Here is a 15,064-nt window from a genome sequence, read left to right as displayed (position 1 = left end):
GAGGAATCTCCGTGCCCGTCACCCTCGTCTCGTCGCGCGCCGTCGTGGCGGAAACCGTCATCGATCGCAGCCGGTTCCTCGCGCGCCTCGTGCGCGTTCGCAGCGAATCGGAAGCGGCGACGGTGATCGCTGCGGTGAGAACCGAGTTCCCGGACGCCGGGCACCACTGCTGGGCGTTCGTCGTCGGCCCCGATTCCGAGAGTCGGCGGCAACGATCCTCCGACGACGGCGAGCCCGGCGGCACGGCGGGGATCCCGATGCTGGGTGTACTCGCCGGACACGATCTCGTCGACGTGGTCGCCGTGGTGAGCCGGTGGTTCGGCGGAGTGAAGTTGGGTGCGGGTGGGTTGGTGCGTGCCTACTCGGGAGCGGTGAGCGCGGCACTCGACCGTGCCGCGGTGGGGGAGTTGGTCCGCCGGGACGTCCTCGAGGTCGCACTGCCCCACGCCGACGCCGGACGCGTCGAGTCCCTGGTCCGCTCGGAGGGCTTCGTCGTCGACGATACGGCGTACGCGGAGGACGTTCGGTTCCGCCTCGTCGGTGACGAGGCTCGACTACGGGCGACGCTGGCCGCGGCGACCGGAGGGCGTGCGCGGGCGGACCTCGTCGGTCATCGCTGGGTTCTCGCGACACCAGCGTGACCCACCTGGTCACCTAATGCGCTCGCGCTGGTCATCGACGCTGATGGTGATGGGTCCTAGTCTCGAACGAGATACGCCGTACGCCCGATGAGGAGAGTCATGAAGCGCACGATTTTCGAGCCCGAGCACGATCTGTTCCGCAGCTCGTACAAGAAGTTCCTCGAGCAGCACGTCGCTCCGCACCACGCCCAGTGGGAAGAGCAGAACATCGTCGACCGCGGCGTGTGGATCGAAGCCGGCAAGCAGGGCTTCCTCGGTATGGCAGCTCCGGAGGAGTTCGGTGGCGGCGGAGTCGAGGATTTTCGGTACAACGCCATCGTGACCGAGGAGACCACCGCCGGTGGGTACAGCGGAATCGGCTTCACCTTGCACAACGATGTCACCGCCCCGTACTTCATCAACCTCACGAACGACGAGCAGAAGGGCCGCTGGCTTCCCGGTTTCTGCTCCGGCGAACTGATCTCGGCGATCGCCATGACCGAGCCCGGAACCGGTAGCGACCTGCAGGGCATCAAGACTCGTGCGGTCAAGGACGGCGACGACTGGGTCCTCAACGGCTCCAAGACGTTCATCACCAACGGCATCAACGCCGACCTGATCGTCGTCGTCGCGTGCACGGACCCGGACAAGGGTGCCCAGGGCTTCAGCCTGTTCGTCGTCGAGCGCGACATGCCCGGATTCGAGCGTGGGCGCAACCTCGACAAGATCGGCATGAAGGCCCAGGACACCGCGGAGCTCAGCTTCACCGATGTGCGGGTCCCCGCAGCCAACCTGCTCGGTGAAGAGGGCATGGGGTTCATCTACCTCATGCAGAACCTGCCGCAGGAGCGTCTGTCCATCGCCGTGGTCGCCGCGGCCGCGATGGAATCGGCGCTGAACATGACCATTCAGTACTGCAAGGATCGCAAGGCGTTCGGCAAGCCGATCGGCAAGTTCCAGAACACTCGTTTCGTGTTGGCCGAGCTGGCCACCGAGACCACTGCCGTGCGGATCATGGTGGACAAGTACATCGAGCAGCTCAACGCCGGCGACCTGAGTGTGCAGGAAGCCGCCATGGCCAAGTGGTGGACCACCGAGAACCAGGTCAAGCTCATCGACCGGTGCCTGCAGCTGCACGGTGGCTACGGCTACATGAAGGAGTACCCGATCGCCAAGGCGTACATGGACTCCCGCGTGCAGACCATCTACGGCGGCACGACCGAGATCATGAAGGAGATCATCGGTCGCGGTCTCGATCTGTAGGTCCGCACCCGAAACCACGAAACGCCGGCTCCCCGTTCGTGGGGAGCCGGCGTTTCGTCGTCGCAGAGAGTCTCAGAGCTTGCGCATGACCGTGACGACCTTGCCGAGGACCACGGCGTCGTTGCCGTCGATCGGTTCGAACAGCGGATTGTGGGGGAGCAGCCACACCTGACCGCCGGTCCGCTTGAACGTCTTGACCGTGGCCTCGCCGTCGATCATCGCGGCGACGATGTCGCCGTTGTCCGCCACGTTCTGTTGGCGAACGACCACCCAGTCACCGTCGCAGATCGCCGCGTCGATCATCGACTCGCCCACGACGCGGAGCAGGAACAGCGAACCCGAGCCGACGAGTTCACGCGGCAACGGGAAGACGTCCTCGACGGCCTGCTCGGCGAGGATGGGACCACCGGCGGCGATCCGGCCGAGGACCGGGACGAACGTGGGGGCGGGGAGCCGGTCGTCGGTCGACTCCTCCGGGGCATCGTCGACGACGGTGCCCGCAGCGGGCACGGGATCGCCGGTGGTGCTGGCGACCGTCTCGGCCGGACGCCCGTTCTCTCCCGGCATGCGCACATCGACGGCGCGGGGGCGGTTGGGATCCCGACGAAGAAAGCCCTTGCGTTCGAGCGTGCGCAACTGGTGAGCGACGGACGACGTGGAGTTCAGCCCCACCGCGTCACCGATCTCGCGGATGCTCGGCGGATATCCACGCTCGTCGACCGATGCGCGGATGACCTCCAGAACGCGACGCTGGCGTTCGGTGAGGGCACCGTCGATGTCGGTGACACCGTTCGCATCCGTCGGCTTGGTGGAACCGGGAGGCCGTCCGGCCTTGGCCCGTCCTCCCGACGAAGCGGGAGAGCTGTCGTCTTTCATCTGCGGCTACCTCCAAGGGTTCGAACGCTCTGCGGTGAAAACGCGGTGTGGGTGAAACGCGGGATGGTGAGTCGGGTGGTGTTGGTGCGACTGGTGTTGCACCCGTCTGCTCTGATGTCGAACCTAAACCGAAACGTGCTCGTGATCAAACACCTGTTCGATTCGTGTCGCGCGTTTCGTGGACCTTGTCGGACCCTCCTGGTATAAATCGAACATGCGTTCATTCGAACGCGTGAGCGAGGCGATGTTCGAACACCGACGGTGTTCGCCCAGCGTGCAGCTCACCGGCTTTCGAACAAGGAGTGGCTCGCGATGACTCGATCTGACCTGCTGACTGCCCGTACTGCCCGCACCGCAGGTGCCGAGACCGTCGCGGTGCGCCCTCTCACCTGGGCGAACGGGTCGAACATGCGAACGAGTTCCGGGCCGGCGTCGTCGGTTGCGGTACTCGATGCCCCGGCGCGGGAGTTGCGTCGTCGCAACGGTCGTCGCGAACCCGTGCGTCCCGACGCCGGTGCGGTCGAGTACGTGCGTCGCTCGCCGGGCGTGTCCCAGGCTCCGCACGAGGAGCGGGAAGGCTTCGGAATCGCCAAGGGCGTGGGTGTGGCGCTGATCACAGCAGTATCCGCGCTCGGCCTCGTCGGCCTCGCCAACGTCAGTGCCGGTGAGGTGCCCGCCCCGGCAGCGGTGTCGGTGCAGATGGACAACGTGCAGGCCGAGTACCCCGGTTTCGGCACCGGTCGCTGATCCCGCGGGAGGCGTCACCGGTACGGGCGTGCCCCACCGCGCGTGTCCCGGGTAGTGTTCTGCGCGAGCGGCAGTCCTCGACTGCCCCGCACGTCGCACTATCGAGGGGTGTCCCGATGCATTGCCCGTTCTGCCGACACCCGGATTCTCGCGTGGTCGATTCCCGCGAGGCCGACGAGGGTCAGGCGATTCGCCGTCGCCGATCGTGCCCCGAGTGCGGTCGACGGTTCACCACCGTGGAGACCGCGGTGCTCTCGGTGGTCAAGCGCAGCGGGGTCAGTGAGCCCTTCAGCCGCGAGAAGGTCATCCGCGGAGTTCGCCGCGCATGTCAGGGCCGTGACGTCGACAACGACGCCCTGGGTCTCCTCGCCCAGCAGGTCGAGGACACGGTGCGTGCGTCCGGTTCCGCCGAGATCCCCAGCAACGAGGTCGGCCTTGCCATCCTCGGGCCACTACGCGACCTCGACGAGGTCGCGTACCTCCGGTTCGCTTCCGTCTACCGCTCCTTCAGCAGTGCCGCCGACTTCGAGCGGGAGATCGACGACATGCGCGCACGGTCAGCGGGAAGTGCCGACGCGCCGTAGATCGTCGATAGCTTTGCGCACGCGCTTCTCCGAGATCGGATACGGCGTACCGAGAGCCTGAGCGAACAGATTGACGCGAAGTTCCTCGATCATCCAGGCGACGTCCCGCACTGCAGCCGTGTTCCGCTTCGGTTCGGGAATCGACGTCAACAGCCGTTGATAATCGTCGTACACCCGATCCAACACGTCCATGCCGGCCTGATCCCGGTTCGCACTCGACGGGAACGCCTCCAATCGGCGCGTCGCTGCCGTGAGGTACCGCGGCAGGTGGGGCAGTTGTGTCTCGCCCGTCTCGAACACGAACCCGGGGAACACGAGGTTGTCGAGTTGGTCCTGCACGTCGTCCGCCGCATCGCCGCGGGCACCGTCCAATACCAGGCGCAGGCGCGTCGTGGCCGCGAGGACGGGTTCCACCAGGCGCAGAATGGACGCCGTGCGGTTCGCCAACTGCGCTCGGACGGCCTTCTCCAGTTCTGCGAAGGCGTCGGGCGACGTCACGGGCCCACCGTTCACCATCATCAACTCGTCCGCGGCGAGGGTGCGGCAATCGTCGATCAGCGCTTCGAGGGTGCCGTGGGGAGTCTGCCCCAGGGCGAGCCGCTGAGCGGGTGTGCGGCCCGCGAGGAGCGGTCTCGGCGCCACCGGGATCGCGTCGAGAAGCAGCCGGCGAGTGCCTTCGCGCATCGACGCTCGTTGCGCAGCAGCCGATCCCAGCACGCGGACGGCGACGCCGTTCTTCTCCGGGACCAGCGCGGGATAACCGGTGACCGTCTGCTGATTCACCGTGCGGGTGACCGTGGCGGGCAACGTCCCGATCGTCTCGGATGTCCACCGCGTGGCGGGTCCCTTCTCGCTGTCGGCCGCGGCGGCCGACACGGCTTTCGCGGCCGCCGCACCGAGTGATCGGCGCAACGCCGACAGGGAGGTATCGCGCCCCAGCGGCTTTCCCGACGCGTCGACGGCGAGGAACGTCATCTTCAGGTGCCGCGGCAGGGACTGGGGAGCGAAGTCCGTCGGTGCGATGGGCACCGCCCCCATGCGGGTCAGCTCCCGAGAGAGTGCGAACACCAGGGGTTCGGTGCGCGGTTTCATCGCCGCGACCGCCGCTGCCGCGTGGTCCGGCGCGGGAACGACGTTGCGGCGCAGTTCCTTCGGGAGCGTCTTGATCAACGCGGTCACCAGCTCCTGGCGCATTCCGGGCACCAGCCAGTCGAACCCGACGTCGGAGACCTGCGACAGCAGCGCGATGGGGACGACGATGGTGACACCGTCGTCCTCGGTGCCCGGTTCGAATTGATAGCGGAGCGAGAACTGCAGTTCTCCCTGCCGCCACGCATCGGGATAGGCACCGCCGAGTACGTCGGCGGCGTCCGGATTGACCACGGTGGTGCGGTCGAAGTCGAGCTGGTGGGGCGCGGTGCGCGAGGCTTTCTTCCACCAGCGGTCGAAGTGGCGCGCCGAGACGACCGTGTCCGGTACTCGCTCGTCGTAGAAGTCGAAGAGGGTGTCGTCGTCGACCACGATGTCGCGGCGTCGGGCCCGATTCTCCAATTCCTCGGCGTCGCTGCGCAATTCCTGGTTGCGGTGGAAGAACGCATGGTGTGTCTTCCATTCCCCCTGTACCAGGGCATGGCGAAGGAACAGATCCCGCGATACCTCCGCGTCGATGGTGCTGTAGGTGACGGGGCGTTTCGCGACGAGGGGAAGTCCGTACAGCGTGACCCGCTCGTACGCCATGGCCACCTCACGCTTGGTGGACCAGTGCGGCTCGGAGTGGATCCGCTTGATGAGGTGAGGTGCCAGCTTCTCGGCCCACTCGGGCTCGATCCGGGCGCCCATGCGAGCCCAGAGCCGACTGGTCTCCACGAGCTCGGCCGCCATGATCCATTGCGGCGGTTTGCGAAACAGTGACGAACCGGGGAACACCGCGAACTTGCTGCTCCGGGCACCGGTGAATTCCTTCTTGTCGCCGTCTCGCAGTCCGATGTGCGAGAGGAGGCCGGACAGCAGGGCCTGGTGGATGGTGTTCCGATCGGCCGCGGTGTCGGTGGCGTCGGGAACGGTCCACCTCAGTCCGCGGGTGATCTGGCGCAGCTGGCCGTGGAGGTCCTGCCATTCCCGGATGCGGAGGTAGTGCAGGAACTCCGACTTGCACAGACGACGGAACTGGTTGGAGGACAGCTCCGATCGCTTGTCACCGAGGTACGACCAGAGTTCGAGGTAGGCCAGGAAGTCCGACCCCTCGACGGTGAAGCGCTTGTGCATCTCGTCGGAGGCCTGCTGGTGCTCGGACGGGCGTTCGCGCACGTCCTGAATGGACAGCGCGGCCACGATCACCAGAACCTCGCGCAGGCACCCGGTGCGGTTGGCCTCGACCAACATTCGGGCCATGCGGGGGTCGACGGGCAGGCCGGCGAGTTCACGTCCGAGCGCGGTCAGGACCGGACCGTCGTCGGACGCCTTCTCGGTACCCGGGCGGGCGATGGCGCCGAGTTCGTCGAGCAGGCCGAGCCCGTCGCGGATGCTGCGTGGATCGGGTGCCTCGACGAACGGGAAGTCGTCGATCCGTCCCAATCCGAGCGAAGTCATCTGCAGGATGACCGAGGCGAGGTTCGTGCGCAGGATCTCCGGATCGGTGTATTCCGGTCGGGCGTCGAAGTCCTCCTCCGAATACAGGCGAATGCATATGCCGTCGGCGACGCGGCCACACCGACCGGCGCGCTGACGGGCCGAGGCCTGCGAGATCGGTTCGATGGGGAGGCGCTGAACCTTCGTGCGCACGGAGTAGCGGGAGATGCGTGCGGTGCCGGGATCGACGACGTAGCGGATTCCCGGCACGGTCAGCGACGTCTCGGCGACGTTGGTGGACAACACGACTCGCCGGCCGGTGTGACCGGTGAACACGCGGTGCTGATCTGCGGCGGACAGCCGTGCGTACAGCGGGAGGACCTCGACGTTTCGCAGACGGCGATCCTTCAATGCATCGGCGGTGTCGCGGATCTCGCGCTCTCCCGAGAGGAAGACGAGGACATCGCCCTCGGGTTCACGGAGCAACTCCTCGACGGCGACGCACGTGGCGTCCACCGGATCTCGGTCGATCGTTTCCTCGCCGTCCTCGGCGTCGACCGTGAGGGGTCGGTACCGCATCTCGACGGGGAACGTGCGGCCCGAGACCTCCACGATGGGAGCGTCCACCCCGTCGACGGCGAAGTGTTTCGCGAATCTCTGCGGATCGATCGTGGCGGACGTGACGATGACCTTGAGGTCGGGGCGCCGAGGAAGGAGCTGCGCGAGGTAACCGAGGATGAAGTCGATGTTGAGGCTTCGTTCGTGGGCCTCGTCGATGATGATCGTGTCGTAGCTGCGCAGCATCCGGTCGCGCTGGATCTCCGCGAGCAGAATGCCGTCGGTCATGAGCTTGACCAGCGTGTCGTCCGAGGACCGGTCGGTGAACCGCACCTTGTAGCCGACAGCGTTGCCGATCTCCTGCCCGAGCTCCTCCGCGATGCGCTCGGCCACCGTGCGGGCCGCCAGCCGGCGGGGCTGGGTGTGGCCGATCACGCCCTTCACCCCGCGTCCGAGTTCGAGACAGATCTTGGGGATCTGTGTCGTCTTGCCGGACCCGGTCTCCCCGGCGACCACCACCACCTGATGTGCCTCGATGGCCGCCGCGATGTCGTCCTTGCGCGCGGAGACCGGCAGCGTCGGCGGATACGACACGGGTGGAACCGTGGTGCGCCGGGCGGTCACCGTGGCCTCGGCGCGATCGATGTCGGCTCCGACCTTCACGAGGGATTGCTCGTCGCGCGCACGGTCGAGGTTGCGTCGAATGCGGTGGGCGTCGCGGATCGTGAGGTCGGAGAGGCGAGACGTGAGGTCGCGGCGGCGGAGTGGGGGAGCAGGTGTCGGCATGGCTCGTTCCAGCTTATCCGCACCGGGAAGCACGCGTTCTCGGGCGCGGTAGGGACGGGAAGGGTTTCGGTCGCAGGTAGCGCGGGCGCATCGGGATCATGTCCGGTCTAGGTCGCGAGAAAACTCTCGACGCGCCGGGCGATGCGCTCGGGGAACTCGCCGTTGATGGCGTGCGTGGCGTCGGGCCAGATCTCCACCTGGCCTCGGGGGAGGAGGCGACGCGCGCGCTCGGCAGCGATGGACGCGTCGTACACGATGCTGCGTCCCGCGATCAGCGCGAGAACCGGGCACTCGATCGCCGCGAGTTCGGCGTCGGTGGGGCGGACGGGCGCGGGAAATCGAGAGACGAAATCCCGCATTCCCGACGCCACCAGTTCGCCTTCCGCTTCGGCCGAGGCGTCGGCCCCGCCGGAGATCCAGCTCAGCAAACGAAAGCGGAGTCGCTGCGGCATCAACGGAACAACGCTCCCGAGGGAGACCGCGACCATCTTCCAGTTCAACGGCGCGAAGGTGTTCGCCGGATCCAGGGCGATCACGGACGCGATGCGATGCGGGCGGTGCAGCGCGGTCCGTACGGCCAGCCACCCACCGATGGATACGCCGAGCAGATGGGCACGGTCGATGCTCAACCCCGCAAGGGTCTCGTCGACGTACTGCGCCTGATCCGCTGCGGTCACGAATGCGCGAGTCTGTCTGCTCAGTCCCGGCTCTCCGAGTCCGTCGAGGGATACGACGGTCCGATTGCGCGCGAGGAGCTCGACGTTCGCCCGCCACAGAGGTGTGCTCGACCCGCGCCCCGGCATCAAGACGAGCGGCGTCGGATCGTTGCCGTCGGACGAGAATCGGAAGGCCCGCACCCGACCGAACGATGTGTCGACGGAGACCACGTCGTCGGGAGGAGGAAGAAGCGCCGCCGCGGCTGCGTACGTCTGCGCGAAGCGACGAACTCGGTGGTCGCTGGGGAAGTACCCGACCGCTCGACGTCGCCACCGGCTGCCGACGTTGATGTCGTCGAACTCGTAGAAGCCTTCGCTCACGATACGATCGTATCGTGAAGGCCGGACTATTTCTCATGAGCGCCCATCCGGATGCCGGGCAGGGTGTGTATGCCTGAGCCGACGGCGAATCACGAACGACGACGCGATGCGATCGCCGACGCGGTCCTGGCGCTCGCGGCGCGAGAGGGCATGGGAGCGACCACGGTCGGTCGGGTGGCCGCCGAGGCGAGCGTGTCCAAAGGTCTCGTTCAGCACTACTTTCCGGCCAAGGACGACCTACTCGACAGTGCGTTGGTGCGGTTGCGCGCACGCATCGATGCACGTGTGGCGATCGGCTACGAGGCCGGCGGCGATCCTGTCTCCCGAGTCAGGGGTGTGCTGTCCGCGCTGCTACCGCTGACGGAGCCGGCGCGGGAGGATTCTGCGGCGACCCGAGCACTGATGCCCCGCATCATCGCCTCCGGTCGAACGCGCCGTCGGTACCGAGGGGGAATGGCCGACATTCGAGACTTTCTCGGCTCCCTGCTGGCCGACGTTCCCGAAAGCGATGCACGCGACGTCGAGCACACGGTATGGATGCTGCTCGGTTCGGTGCAGGCTCTCGGTGATGCGATTCTGACCGGTGACGTCTCGACGGACGCCGCGCGTTCGATGCTGGACCGCATCGTCGACACGTTGCTCGTGAGTCGGTAGTCCGAACGACGGTGTGGAACGAACCCGTCGTAGGCCGAACAGCGACGTGGCGGTGCCCTAGGCTGATCCCCCGTGACCACAGTCGAGCACGGTTCCGCCTCCGGCGCCCAGTCCGCCCACGCCTCCGAAGCGCACACCTCTGCCTTCTGGCACGGTTTCGCCGACATGCACACCGTCGAATCGGGCGGCCGATTCGTCGTCGCTCGCGGTGACGGTGCTTCGATCTGGGATGCCGACGGCAACCGATACCTCGACGGAACCGCCGGCCTGTGGTTCACGAACGTGGGACACGGCCGGACCGCGATCGCCGACGCCGTCGCTCGTCAGTTGTCCACCCTCGCGCACTACTCGACCTTCGGCGACGTGGTTCCCGACGTGACACTCGAACTCGCCGATCGGTTGGGTGCGATCGCGCCGGTGCCCGGTAGCAAGATCTTCTTCACCTCGGGCGGCTCCGATTCGATCGACACCGCAGCCAAACTCGCTCGTCGGTACTGGCATCAGGTGGGTAAACCGGGCAAGACGATCGTGATCGGTCGGCAGAAGGCGTATCACGGGATGCACGTCGCCGGTACGGCGTTGTCGGGGCTCCCGCTCAATCGCGAGAACTACGGCGAACTGATGTCCGACGCTCGCACGGTGGCGTGGGACGACGCCAAGGAACTGCTGAAGCTGATCGAGAAGGAAGGTGCGGACACCATCGCGGCCTTCTTCGCGGAGCCGATCATCGGCGCCGGTGGTGTCTACCTTCCTCCGGCGGGCTACCTGCACGAGGTGCGCCAGATCTGCCGCGATCACGACATCCTGTTCGTCGCCGACGAGGTGGTCACCGGGTTCGGACGCATCGGAGGCGCGTGGTTCGCGTCGAGCAAGTTCGACCTGCAACCCGACATGATGTGCACGGCAAAGGGATTGACGTCGGGATACGTCCCGATGGGTGCGGTGTTCATCGCCCCACACATCGCCGAGCCGTTCTACGAGGGCGGCGCCTGGTGGCGGCACGGTTACACCTACGGCGGGCACCCCGGTGCCGCGGCGGCGGCGATGGCCAATCTCGACATCATCGAGAACGAGGATCTCCTGACGCATGCCTCGCGACTGGAGAAGTCGCTGCACGCTCATCTGTCGCCGATCGCGAAGCACGATCTCGTCAGCGAGGTTCGCAGCGGAATGGGCGTCGTCGCCGCGGTGCAGTTCGCCGACCCGTCCTACGCGATGCCGTTCGTGAAGACTCTGCGACGTGAGGGCGTCTCGGCGCGCGCGGCCGGTAACGGGGCAATCCAGTTCTCGCCGGCGTTCGTCATGACCGACGACGAGGTCGAGCAGATGGCGGCAGCCACCCAGCGGGCGTTGGACGCGACAGCGAGCTGACCGCGACATCTCGGCGCCACCGACGGCGAAACGGCCGTGGGCCGGACTACGGCGTCTCGATCGCGGAGGTGATCGCGTCGAGGAACTCCTGAACGGACCGGCGGGAGGCGGGAGACATCGCGTCGATCGACGCGACCGCCCGGCCGATGGCAGGTCCGAAGAACGTGTTTCCCAGTTCGCGCGCGTGGTCCGACACCTCGAGGATGACCCGTCGGCGATCGCGGGTGTCGCGGCGTCTGGTGACGAGCCCACGTGCCTCCATCCGGTCGACCAGCGCGGTGGTCGACGCAGAATTCAGGGCCAGGGCAGCGCCGAGCGAACCGGGTGTGGATTGCTCGTCGGCGCGCTCTGCGTCGAGGAGTGCGATGAGTGCCCGGACGTCGGTGGGGTGCAGATCGTGTGTTCGCGCGAAGCCGGCCCCGAGCAGATCGAGTCGGACGACGACCTCCCGGAGATGGTGAATCAGACGAAGTGGTTCCGGGGCGGCGTCGGTTCGCTGAGAGTCCTCCACTCGACAAATATATCTCGTGTACCTAGTCTCTCGACTATCGAGATAATGAGGCGGTGGGTATGCGCACAGCAGCGATCCGGGATTTCGCGGAGACAGACGCCGGACTCGAGTTCCGGCGACTGTACGACGCGGTACTGACGCGATGGCCCGACGTGGTGTCTCGGGATGTGGCCACCCGTTTCGGTACCACCCGTGTCAACGCGTCCGGCGCGGCCGACGGGCGCCCGGTGGTCCTGCTCCCGGGCGCCGGTGCCACCTCGACCGTATTCGCCTCCATCGCGGCGGAACTCGGTCGGCGCCATCGGGTACACGCCATCGATCTGATGGGAGACGTCGGGTGCAGCGTTCCGGATGTTCGCCGCCTGGCGTCGGTCGACGATCTCGACGACTGGTTGGACGACGTGCTGGCGGCGCTGGGGTTGGACTCGGTGGACGTCGTCGCGCACTCCTACGGAGCGATGATCGCGACGGGTTACGCACTCCGTCGGAAGGGTCGTGTCGTGCGTCTGCTGTTGCTCGATCCCAACGCGCTGTTCTCCCGCATGAGCGCTCGGTACCTTCTGCGAGCGCTACCGACCCTCGTGCGTCCCACGGACGAGCGGCAGCGCTCGTTCCTGCACTGGGAGACCGAGGGTATGGCTCTCGATACATCGTGGGTGGATCTGAATGCTCTCGGCGCGCAAAGCTTTCCCACGCACAGACCCGTGGTTCCGAGGCGACCGTCGGCCGCGCGACTTCGAACGCTGTCCGCCGACGTGACCGTGATTCTCGCTGGCAGGAGCAAGGTCCACGACACCGAGGCCGTAGCGCGTGCCGTGCCCTCCTATCTGCCCGAGGCGCGCGTTGTGGTCCTCGATCGGGCTACCCACCACAGCCTGCCGCTGTTTCCGGCCGATGAGCTCGCACACGTTCTGAGTCACGCGCTGGCCCGGAATCCCCACTAGCGCTGGTCACTCGACCTCGACTCGTCCGATTCGCCCGAGCCGACCGATGAAGGTGATCGGTGGGCGACTGGGAGAGCTAACGGGTATACACTTGCGTTAATCAACGTTAGTCGATGGGGAGGTGTGAAGTGACTGCGGTTGACGACCTCGACCAGCTTCTCCGGGACCGGTTCGACATGGATCGGGCAGCGCTCGTCTCGGCGCTGCGTTCGCTGCCCTCTCAGCGGGCGGGGGCCACGAGGCTCACTGTCGAGGAGGCGAGCCTGCTCGATGCCGCGGGCTTGACCGAGGATCGAGCTTCTTTCGAGGAGAACGTCGCCGATGTCAGTGCACGGATGGGACGTCTCTTCAGCACGGCCTATTCCGCCGCGAACGCCGCCACCGGGTTGGGAGTCACCGATTCGCGGTTGCGGCAACGTCGCTCGAAGCGCACCGTCTGGGCACTCGACGACGGTGGTTCATGGGTGTATCCCGCGATCCAGTTCGAGGCGGTGCACGACGTGGACGGCGCGCGACTGCAGCACGTTCGCGGACTCGACCGAGTGCTGCCCCACGTGCTGAGTCGAGAGGTACACCCTGTCGCTGTGGAGGGTTTTCTCGTCGCCCCGCAAACGGAACTGTCTGTCGACGGGCGACCGCTGTCCGTCCGGCAATGGCTTCTGTCCGGCGGGTCGGCCGATCGGGTTCTCCAACTAGTCGACATCAGCGACTGGGCAGGTTCGTGACGGCAGATTCGACTCTGCCCGATCCGCCCCCTCCCGACGAATTGCGGGGTCTCGGCATTCGTGAACGGGAGTTGCGCGTGATCTCCGGTGACGCTCTCTGGTGGCGGGTCCACAGGACGGCCGGCGAACACGTGCTGCCGTGGAATGCTCTGCGCACTTTCGGGCCACTTCTTCGATTCGATCCGCACACGCCGCCTCTCGGCCATGATGCGGACGGAAGAGGCGTCTGGTACGGCGCGTCGTCTCCGGATGTTGCACTGGCGGAGGCATTTCAGGTCGAGCGGACCATCGATCGCACAACGAATCGTCCTTATCTGACCGGCATGTCCTTCGTCCGAGATCTGACGGTGCTCGACGTTGCTACCGACAGCGACGGCGCCTGGGCGACCCGAGCCGGTGGCAACTTCGCCCTGTCCACCGGCAGTCACGACGTCACTCGACGCTGGGCCCGCCACATCGTCTCCGCGTTCCCGAATCTCGACGGGCTGCGGTACAACAGTCGTTTTGCCGGAGGACCCTGTCTCGCGCTCTTCGGACCTGCGGTGACCGCGATACCCGCTCGGCCGAGGCTCTCCCTGTCGCTCGACCATCCTGACCTCGCGACTCGTCTGGCCGGTGCCGCGCAACGCCTCGGCTACGTCGTCGTCTGACGTCAGGTCAGGCTCACCACCGCGACCGTCGCCGAACCTGGTGCGAGCAGACCCCACGCACAAGGCCCGGTATCGGATTCGATATGGATTTCTGGCCGAATCTTCTCGCACGCAACGGGAGTCGAACGTGGAACAATCCGGTGACGGCACGAGCACCGTGTCGGTGGACACCCTTCTTTTCGGGGCGGTCGACCTGACGTATCGCGACGGCGTCGTGACTGGGCGGTACGTCGACGCACCGAACACTGTCGTGACGATTCGTCGATCCGGTGGTCGAACCCACACCACCGCACCGATCGGATCTCGAACACCCGCCGACATCACGGCAACCATCGATGGCCGAAGTGTGACGCTCGAGCCGGGACGAGCGAAGTTCGTCAAGAAGTCTTTCCGGGTGCGGATCGAGTTCGACGAACGGGTCCTGACACTCGCCGCGAAGAATCTCGAGGACAGCCGGCTGTCGGTCGGAGATCAGGACAGAGGGGACAACGAACTGGGTGCCCTGACTCGGGTGTTCGGCGGGGGAGTCGAGGTCCTCTGGTCCACGCCGTTCACCGCCATGGGACGACAGATCGATCCGCCCGTACCGTCACGGAACGACGCTCTCGTGGGGATCGTGGTCGCGGCAGCATTCGGAACGGGGGGTCTGTCCGCATCATCGATCGTGATGGGCGCCGTCCAGTCGATTTTCCCATCCTGACGCGGCCGGCACCGGGCCCCGAAATGTCTCCCGGCTCAGCGCGACCACTCGCGGCGACCCCGCCAGATCATCGTCGAGAAGGCGACGACGAGCGCCACGACCACCACGACCATGACGACGTTTCCGGCCGAGGTGTCGCGATACGCGTCGGAGAGGACGAGCGGCCCGACCACGAACACCAGGCAGGCCAGGCACACCGCCCGAACGACCAGAAGAGTTCTCGTGCTTCGTCTGCCGTCCACCATCATCGACCTGCCCGCTCGTCGGAGCGCTTCGCCGTGGCCACCGCAAGACGACGGTGCAACCGTTCCCGAATCTCGTCCGGTTCGTACTGTCGTCGTCGACGTTCGGAACGAGCGACCACGACCCCGGTGGCCGCCACGCCGACCGCGCCGGCGAGCCCGGCGATCTTCAGCCATGTACCGCGGGACCGCGCGCGTCCTGTCATGCCCGCGACAATAGCCACTATG

The 15,064-nt window shown here is 66.5% G+C and carries 16 protein-coding genes; 10 read left to right on the top strand and 6 right to left on the bottom strand.

What is annotated here, in order from left to right; all coding sequences use genetic code 11:
- Positions 1-11 precede the first annotated feature (11 nt).
- Entirely contained in the window at positions 12-641 is a 630-nt protein-coding gene (locus tag ACY466_RS12180; protein ID WP_463245641.1) for an IMPACT family protein, read from the top strand.
- Between the two features lie 99 nt (positions 642-740).
- Positions 741-1,883: an acyl-CoA dehydrogenase family protein gene (locus ACY466_RS12175; protein WP_463245640.1), complete on the top strand. Its 1,143-nt coding sequence runs from the start codon at positions 741-743 to the stop codon at positions 1,881-1,883.
- A 72-nt stretch (positions 1,884-1,955) separates the two neighbouring features.
- Here the strand turns inward: ACY466_RS12175 and lexA are convergent, their stop codons facing one another.
- The gene (gene lexA, locus ACY466_RS12170; RefSeq protein WP_463245639.1) at positions 1,956-2,759 is read right to left on the bottom strand and encodes a transcriptional repressor LexA; all 804 of its coding nucleotides are present in this window, start codon (positions 2,757-2,759) and stop codon (positions 1,956-1,958) included.
- Positions 2,760-3,071: 312 nt separating this feature from the next.
- Here lexA and ACY466_RS12165 point away from each other — a divergent pair, with 312 nt between their 5' ends.
- Positions 3,072-3,506, top strand: coding sequence for a hypothetical protein (locus tag ACY466_RS12165; RefSeq protein WP_463245638.1), 435 nt, complete (start codon positions 3,072-3,074; stop codon positions 3,504-3,506).
- Between the two features lie 116 nt (positions 3,507-3,622).
- Positions 3,623-4,090 carry a transcriptional regulator NrdR gene (nrdR, locus tag ACY466_RS12160; RefSeq protein ID WP_463245637.1) on the top strand — a complete coding sequence of 156 codons (468 nt, stop codon included), beginning with the start codon at positions 3,623-3,625 and terminating at the stop codon, positions 4,088-4,090.
- Here the strand turns inward: nrdR and hrpA are convergent.
- Entirely contained in the window at positions 4,064-8,002 is a 3,939-nt protein-coding gene (gene hrpA, locus ACY466_RS12155) for an ATP-dependent RNA helicase HrpA (protein ID WP_463245636.1), read from the bottom strand. The two genes, nrdR and hrpA, sit on opposite strands and share 27 nt — an antisense overlap.
- Before the next feature lie 107 nt (positions 8,003-8,109).
- Complete coding sequence (locus ACY466_RS12150) at positions 8,110-9,039, bottom strand: alpha/beta fold hydrolase (RefSeq protein ID WP_463245635.1); 930 nt, start codon at positions 9,037-9,039, stop codon at positions 8,110-8,112.
- 69 nt (positions 9,040-9,108) lie between these two features.
- On the opposite strand from ACY466_RS12150, the gene ACY466_RS12145 reads away from it, so the two are divergent.
- Together ACY466_RS12145 and ACY466_RS12140 are read left to right on the top strand one after the other, a co-directional pair.
- Positions 9,109-9,693: a TetR/AcrR family transcriptional regulator gene (locus ACY466_RS12145; RefSeq protein WP_463245634.1), complete on the top strand. Its 585-nt coding sequence runs from the start codon at positions 9,109-9,111 to the stop codon at positions 9,691-9,693.
- Between the two features lie 165 nt (positions 9,694-9,858).
- Positions 9,859-11,064, top strand: coding sequence for an aminotransferase family protein (locus ACY466_RS12140; RefSeq protein ID WP_463252260.1), 1,206 nt, complete (start codon positions 9,859-9,861; stop codon positions 11,062-11,064).
- A gap of 46 nt (positions 11,065-11,110) precedes the next feature.
- Here the strand turns inward: ACY466_RS12140 and ACY466_RS12135 are convergent, their stop codons facing one another.
- Positions 11,111-11,575: a MarR family winged helix-turn-helix transcriptional regulator gene (locus ACY466_RS12135; RefSeq protein ID WP_463245633.1), complete on the bottom strand. Its 465-nt coding sequence runs from the start codon at positions 11,573-11,575 to the stop codon at positions 11,111-11,113.
- Between the two features lie 59 nt (positions 11,576-11,634).
- Here ACY466_RS12135 and ACY466_RS12130 point away from each other — a divergent pair, with 59 nt between their 5' ends.
- From ACY466_RS12130 to ACY466_RS12115, 4 genes are all read left to right on the top strand, one after another.
- A complete protein-coding gene (locus ACY466_RS12130) occupies positions 11,635-12,519 on the top strand; it encodes an alpha/beta fold hydrolase (protein WP_463245632.1) in 885 nt (294 codons plus the stop codon).
- A gap of 176 nt (positions 12,520-12,695) precedes the next feature.
- Positions 12,696-13,244, top strand: coding sequence for a DNA-binding protein (locus ACY466_RS12125; RefSeq protein ID WP_463252259.1), 549 nt, complete (start codon positions 12,696-12,698; stop codon positions 13,242-13,244).
- On the top strand, positions 13,229-13,894 hold the full coding sequence (locus ACY466_RS12120; protein WP_463252258.1) for an RES family NAD+ phosphorylase: 666 nt from the start codon (positions 13,229-13,231) through the stop codon (positions 13,892-13,894). The genes ACY466_RS12125 and ACY466_RS12120 overlap by 16 nt, the downstream gene beginning before the upstream one ends.
- A gap of 127 nt (positions 13,895-14,021) precedes the next feature.
- Positions 14,022-14,594 carry a hypothetical protein gene (locus ACY466_RS12115; RefSeq protein ID WP_463245631.1) on the top strand — a complete coding sequence of 191 codons (573 nt, stop codon included), beginning with the start codon at positions 14,022-14,024 and terminating at the stop codon, positions 14,592-14,594.
- A 35-nt stretch (positions 14,595-14,629) separates the two neighbouring features.
- Here ACY466_RS12115 and ACY466_RS12110 read toward each other — a convergent pair whose 3' ends face one another.
- On the bottom strand, positions 14,630-14,842 hold the full coding sequence (locus tag ACY466_RS12110; protein ID WP_463245630.1) for a hypothetical protein: 213 nt from the start codon (positions 14,840-14,842) through the stop codon (positions 14,630-14,632).
- Positions 14,839-15,042, bottom strand: a complete 204-nt coding sequence (locus tag ACY466_RS12105) for a hypothetical protein (RefSeq protein WP_463245629.1) — start codon at positions 15,040-15,042, stop codon at positions 14,839-14,841. The genes ACY466_RS12110 and ACY466_RS12105 overlap by 4 nt, the downstream gene beginning before the upstream one ends.
- Positions 15,043-15,064: the final 22 nt, after the last annotated feature.

The organism is Rhodococcus sp. K11/5 (assembly GCF_055193735.1).
This window is presented reverse-complemented; position numbering and strand designations above follow the sequence as displayed.

Excerpts from the sequence above, each read along its gene's own strand:
- ACY466_RS12175 (WP_463245640.1), top strand. The coding sequence starts at position 741 with ATGAAGCGCACGATTTTCGAGCCCGAGCACGATCTGTTCCGCAGCTCG.
- lexA (WP_463245639.1), bottom strand. The coding sequence starts at position 2,759 with ATGAAAGACGACAGCTCTCCCGCTTCGTCGGGAGGACGGGCCAAGGCC.
- ACY466_RS12165 (WP_463245638.1), top strand. The coding sequence starts at position 3,072 with ATGACTCGATCTGACCTGCTGACTGCCCGTACTGCCCGCACCGCAGGT.
- nrdR (WP_463245637.1), top strand. The coding sequence starts at position 3,623 with ATGCATTGCCCGTTCTGCCGACACCCGGATTCTCGCGTGGTCGATTCC.
- hrpA (WP_463245636.1), bottom strand. The coding sequence starts at position 8,002 with ATGCCGACACCTGCTCCCCCACTCCGCCGCCGCGACCTCACGTCTCGC.
- ACY466_RS12145 (WP_463245634.1), top strand. The coding sequence starts at position 9,109 with ATGCCTGAGCCGACGGCGAATCACGAACGACGACGCGATGCGATCGCC.
- ACY466_RS12140 (WP_463252260.1), top strand. The coding sequence starts at position 9,859 with ATGCACACCGTCGAATCGGGCGGCCGATTCGTCGTCGCTCGCGGTGAC.
- ACY466_RS12130 (WP_463245632.1), top strand. The coding sequence starts at position 11,635 with ATGCGCACAGCAGCGATCCGGGATTTCGCGGAGACAGACGCCGGACTC.
- ACY466_RS12125 (WP_463252259.1), top strand. The coding sequence starts at position 12,696 with ATGGATCGGGCAGCGCTCGTCTCGGCGCTGCGTTCGCTGCCCTCTCAG.
- ACY466_RS12110 (WP_463245630.1), bottom strand. The coding sequence starts at position 14,842 with ATGATGGTGGACGGCAGACGAAGCACGAGAACTCTTCTGGTCGTTCGG.
- ACY466_RS12105 (WP_463245629.1), bottom strand. The coding sequence starts at position 15,042 with ATGACAGGACGCGCGCGGTCCCGCGGTACATGGCTGAAGATCGCCGGG.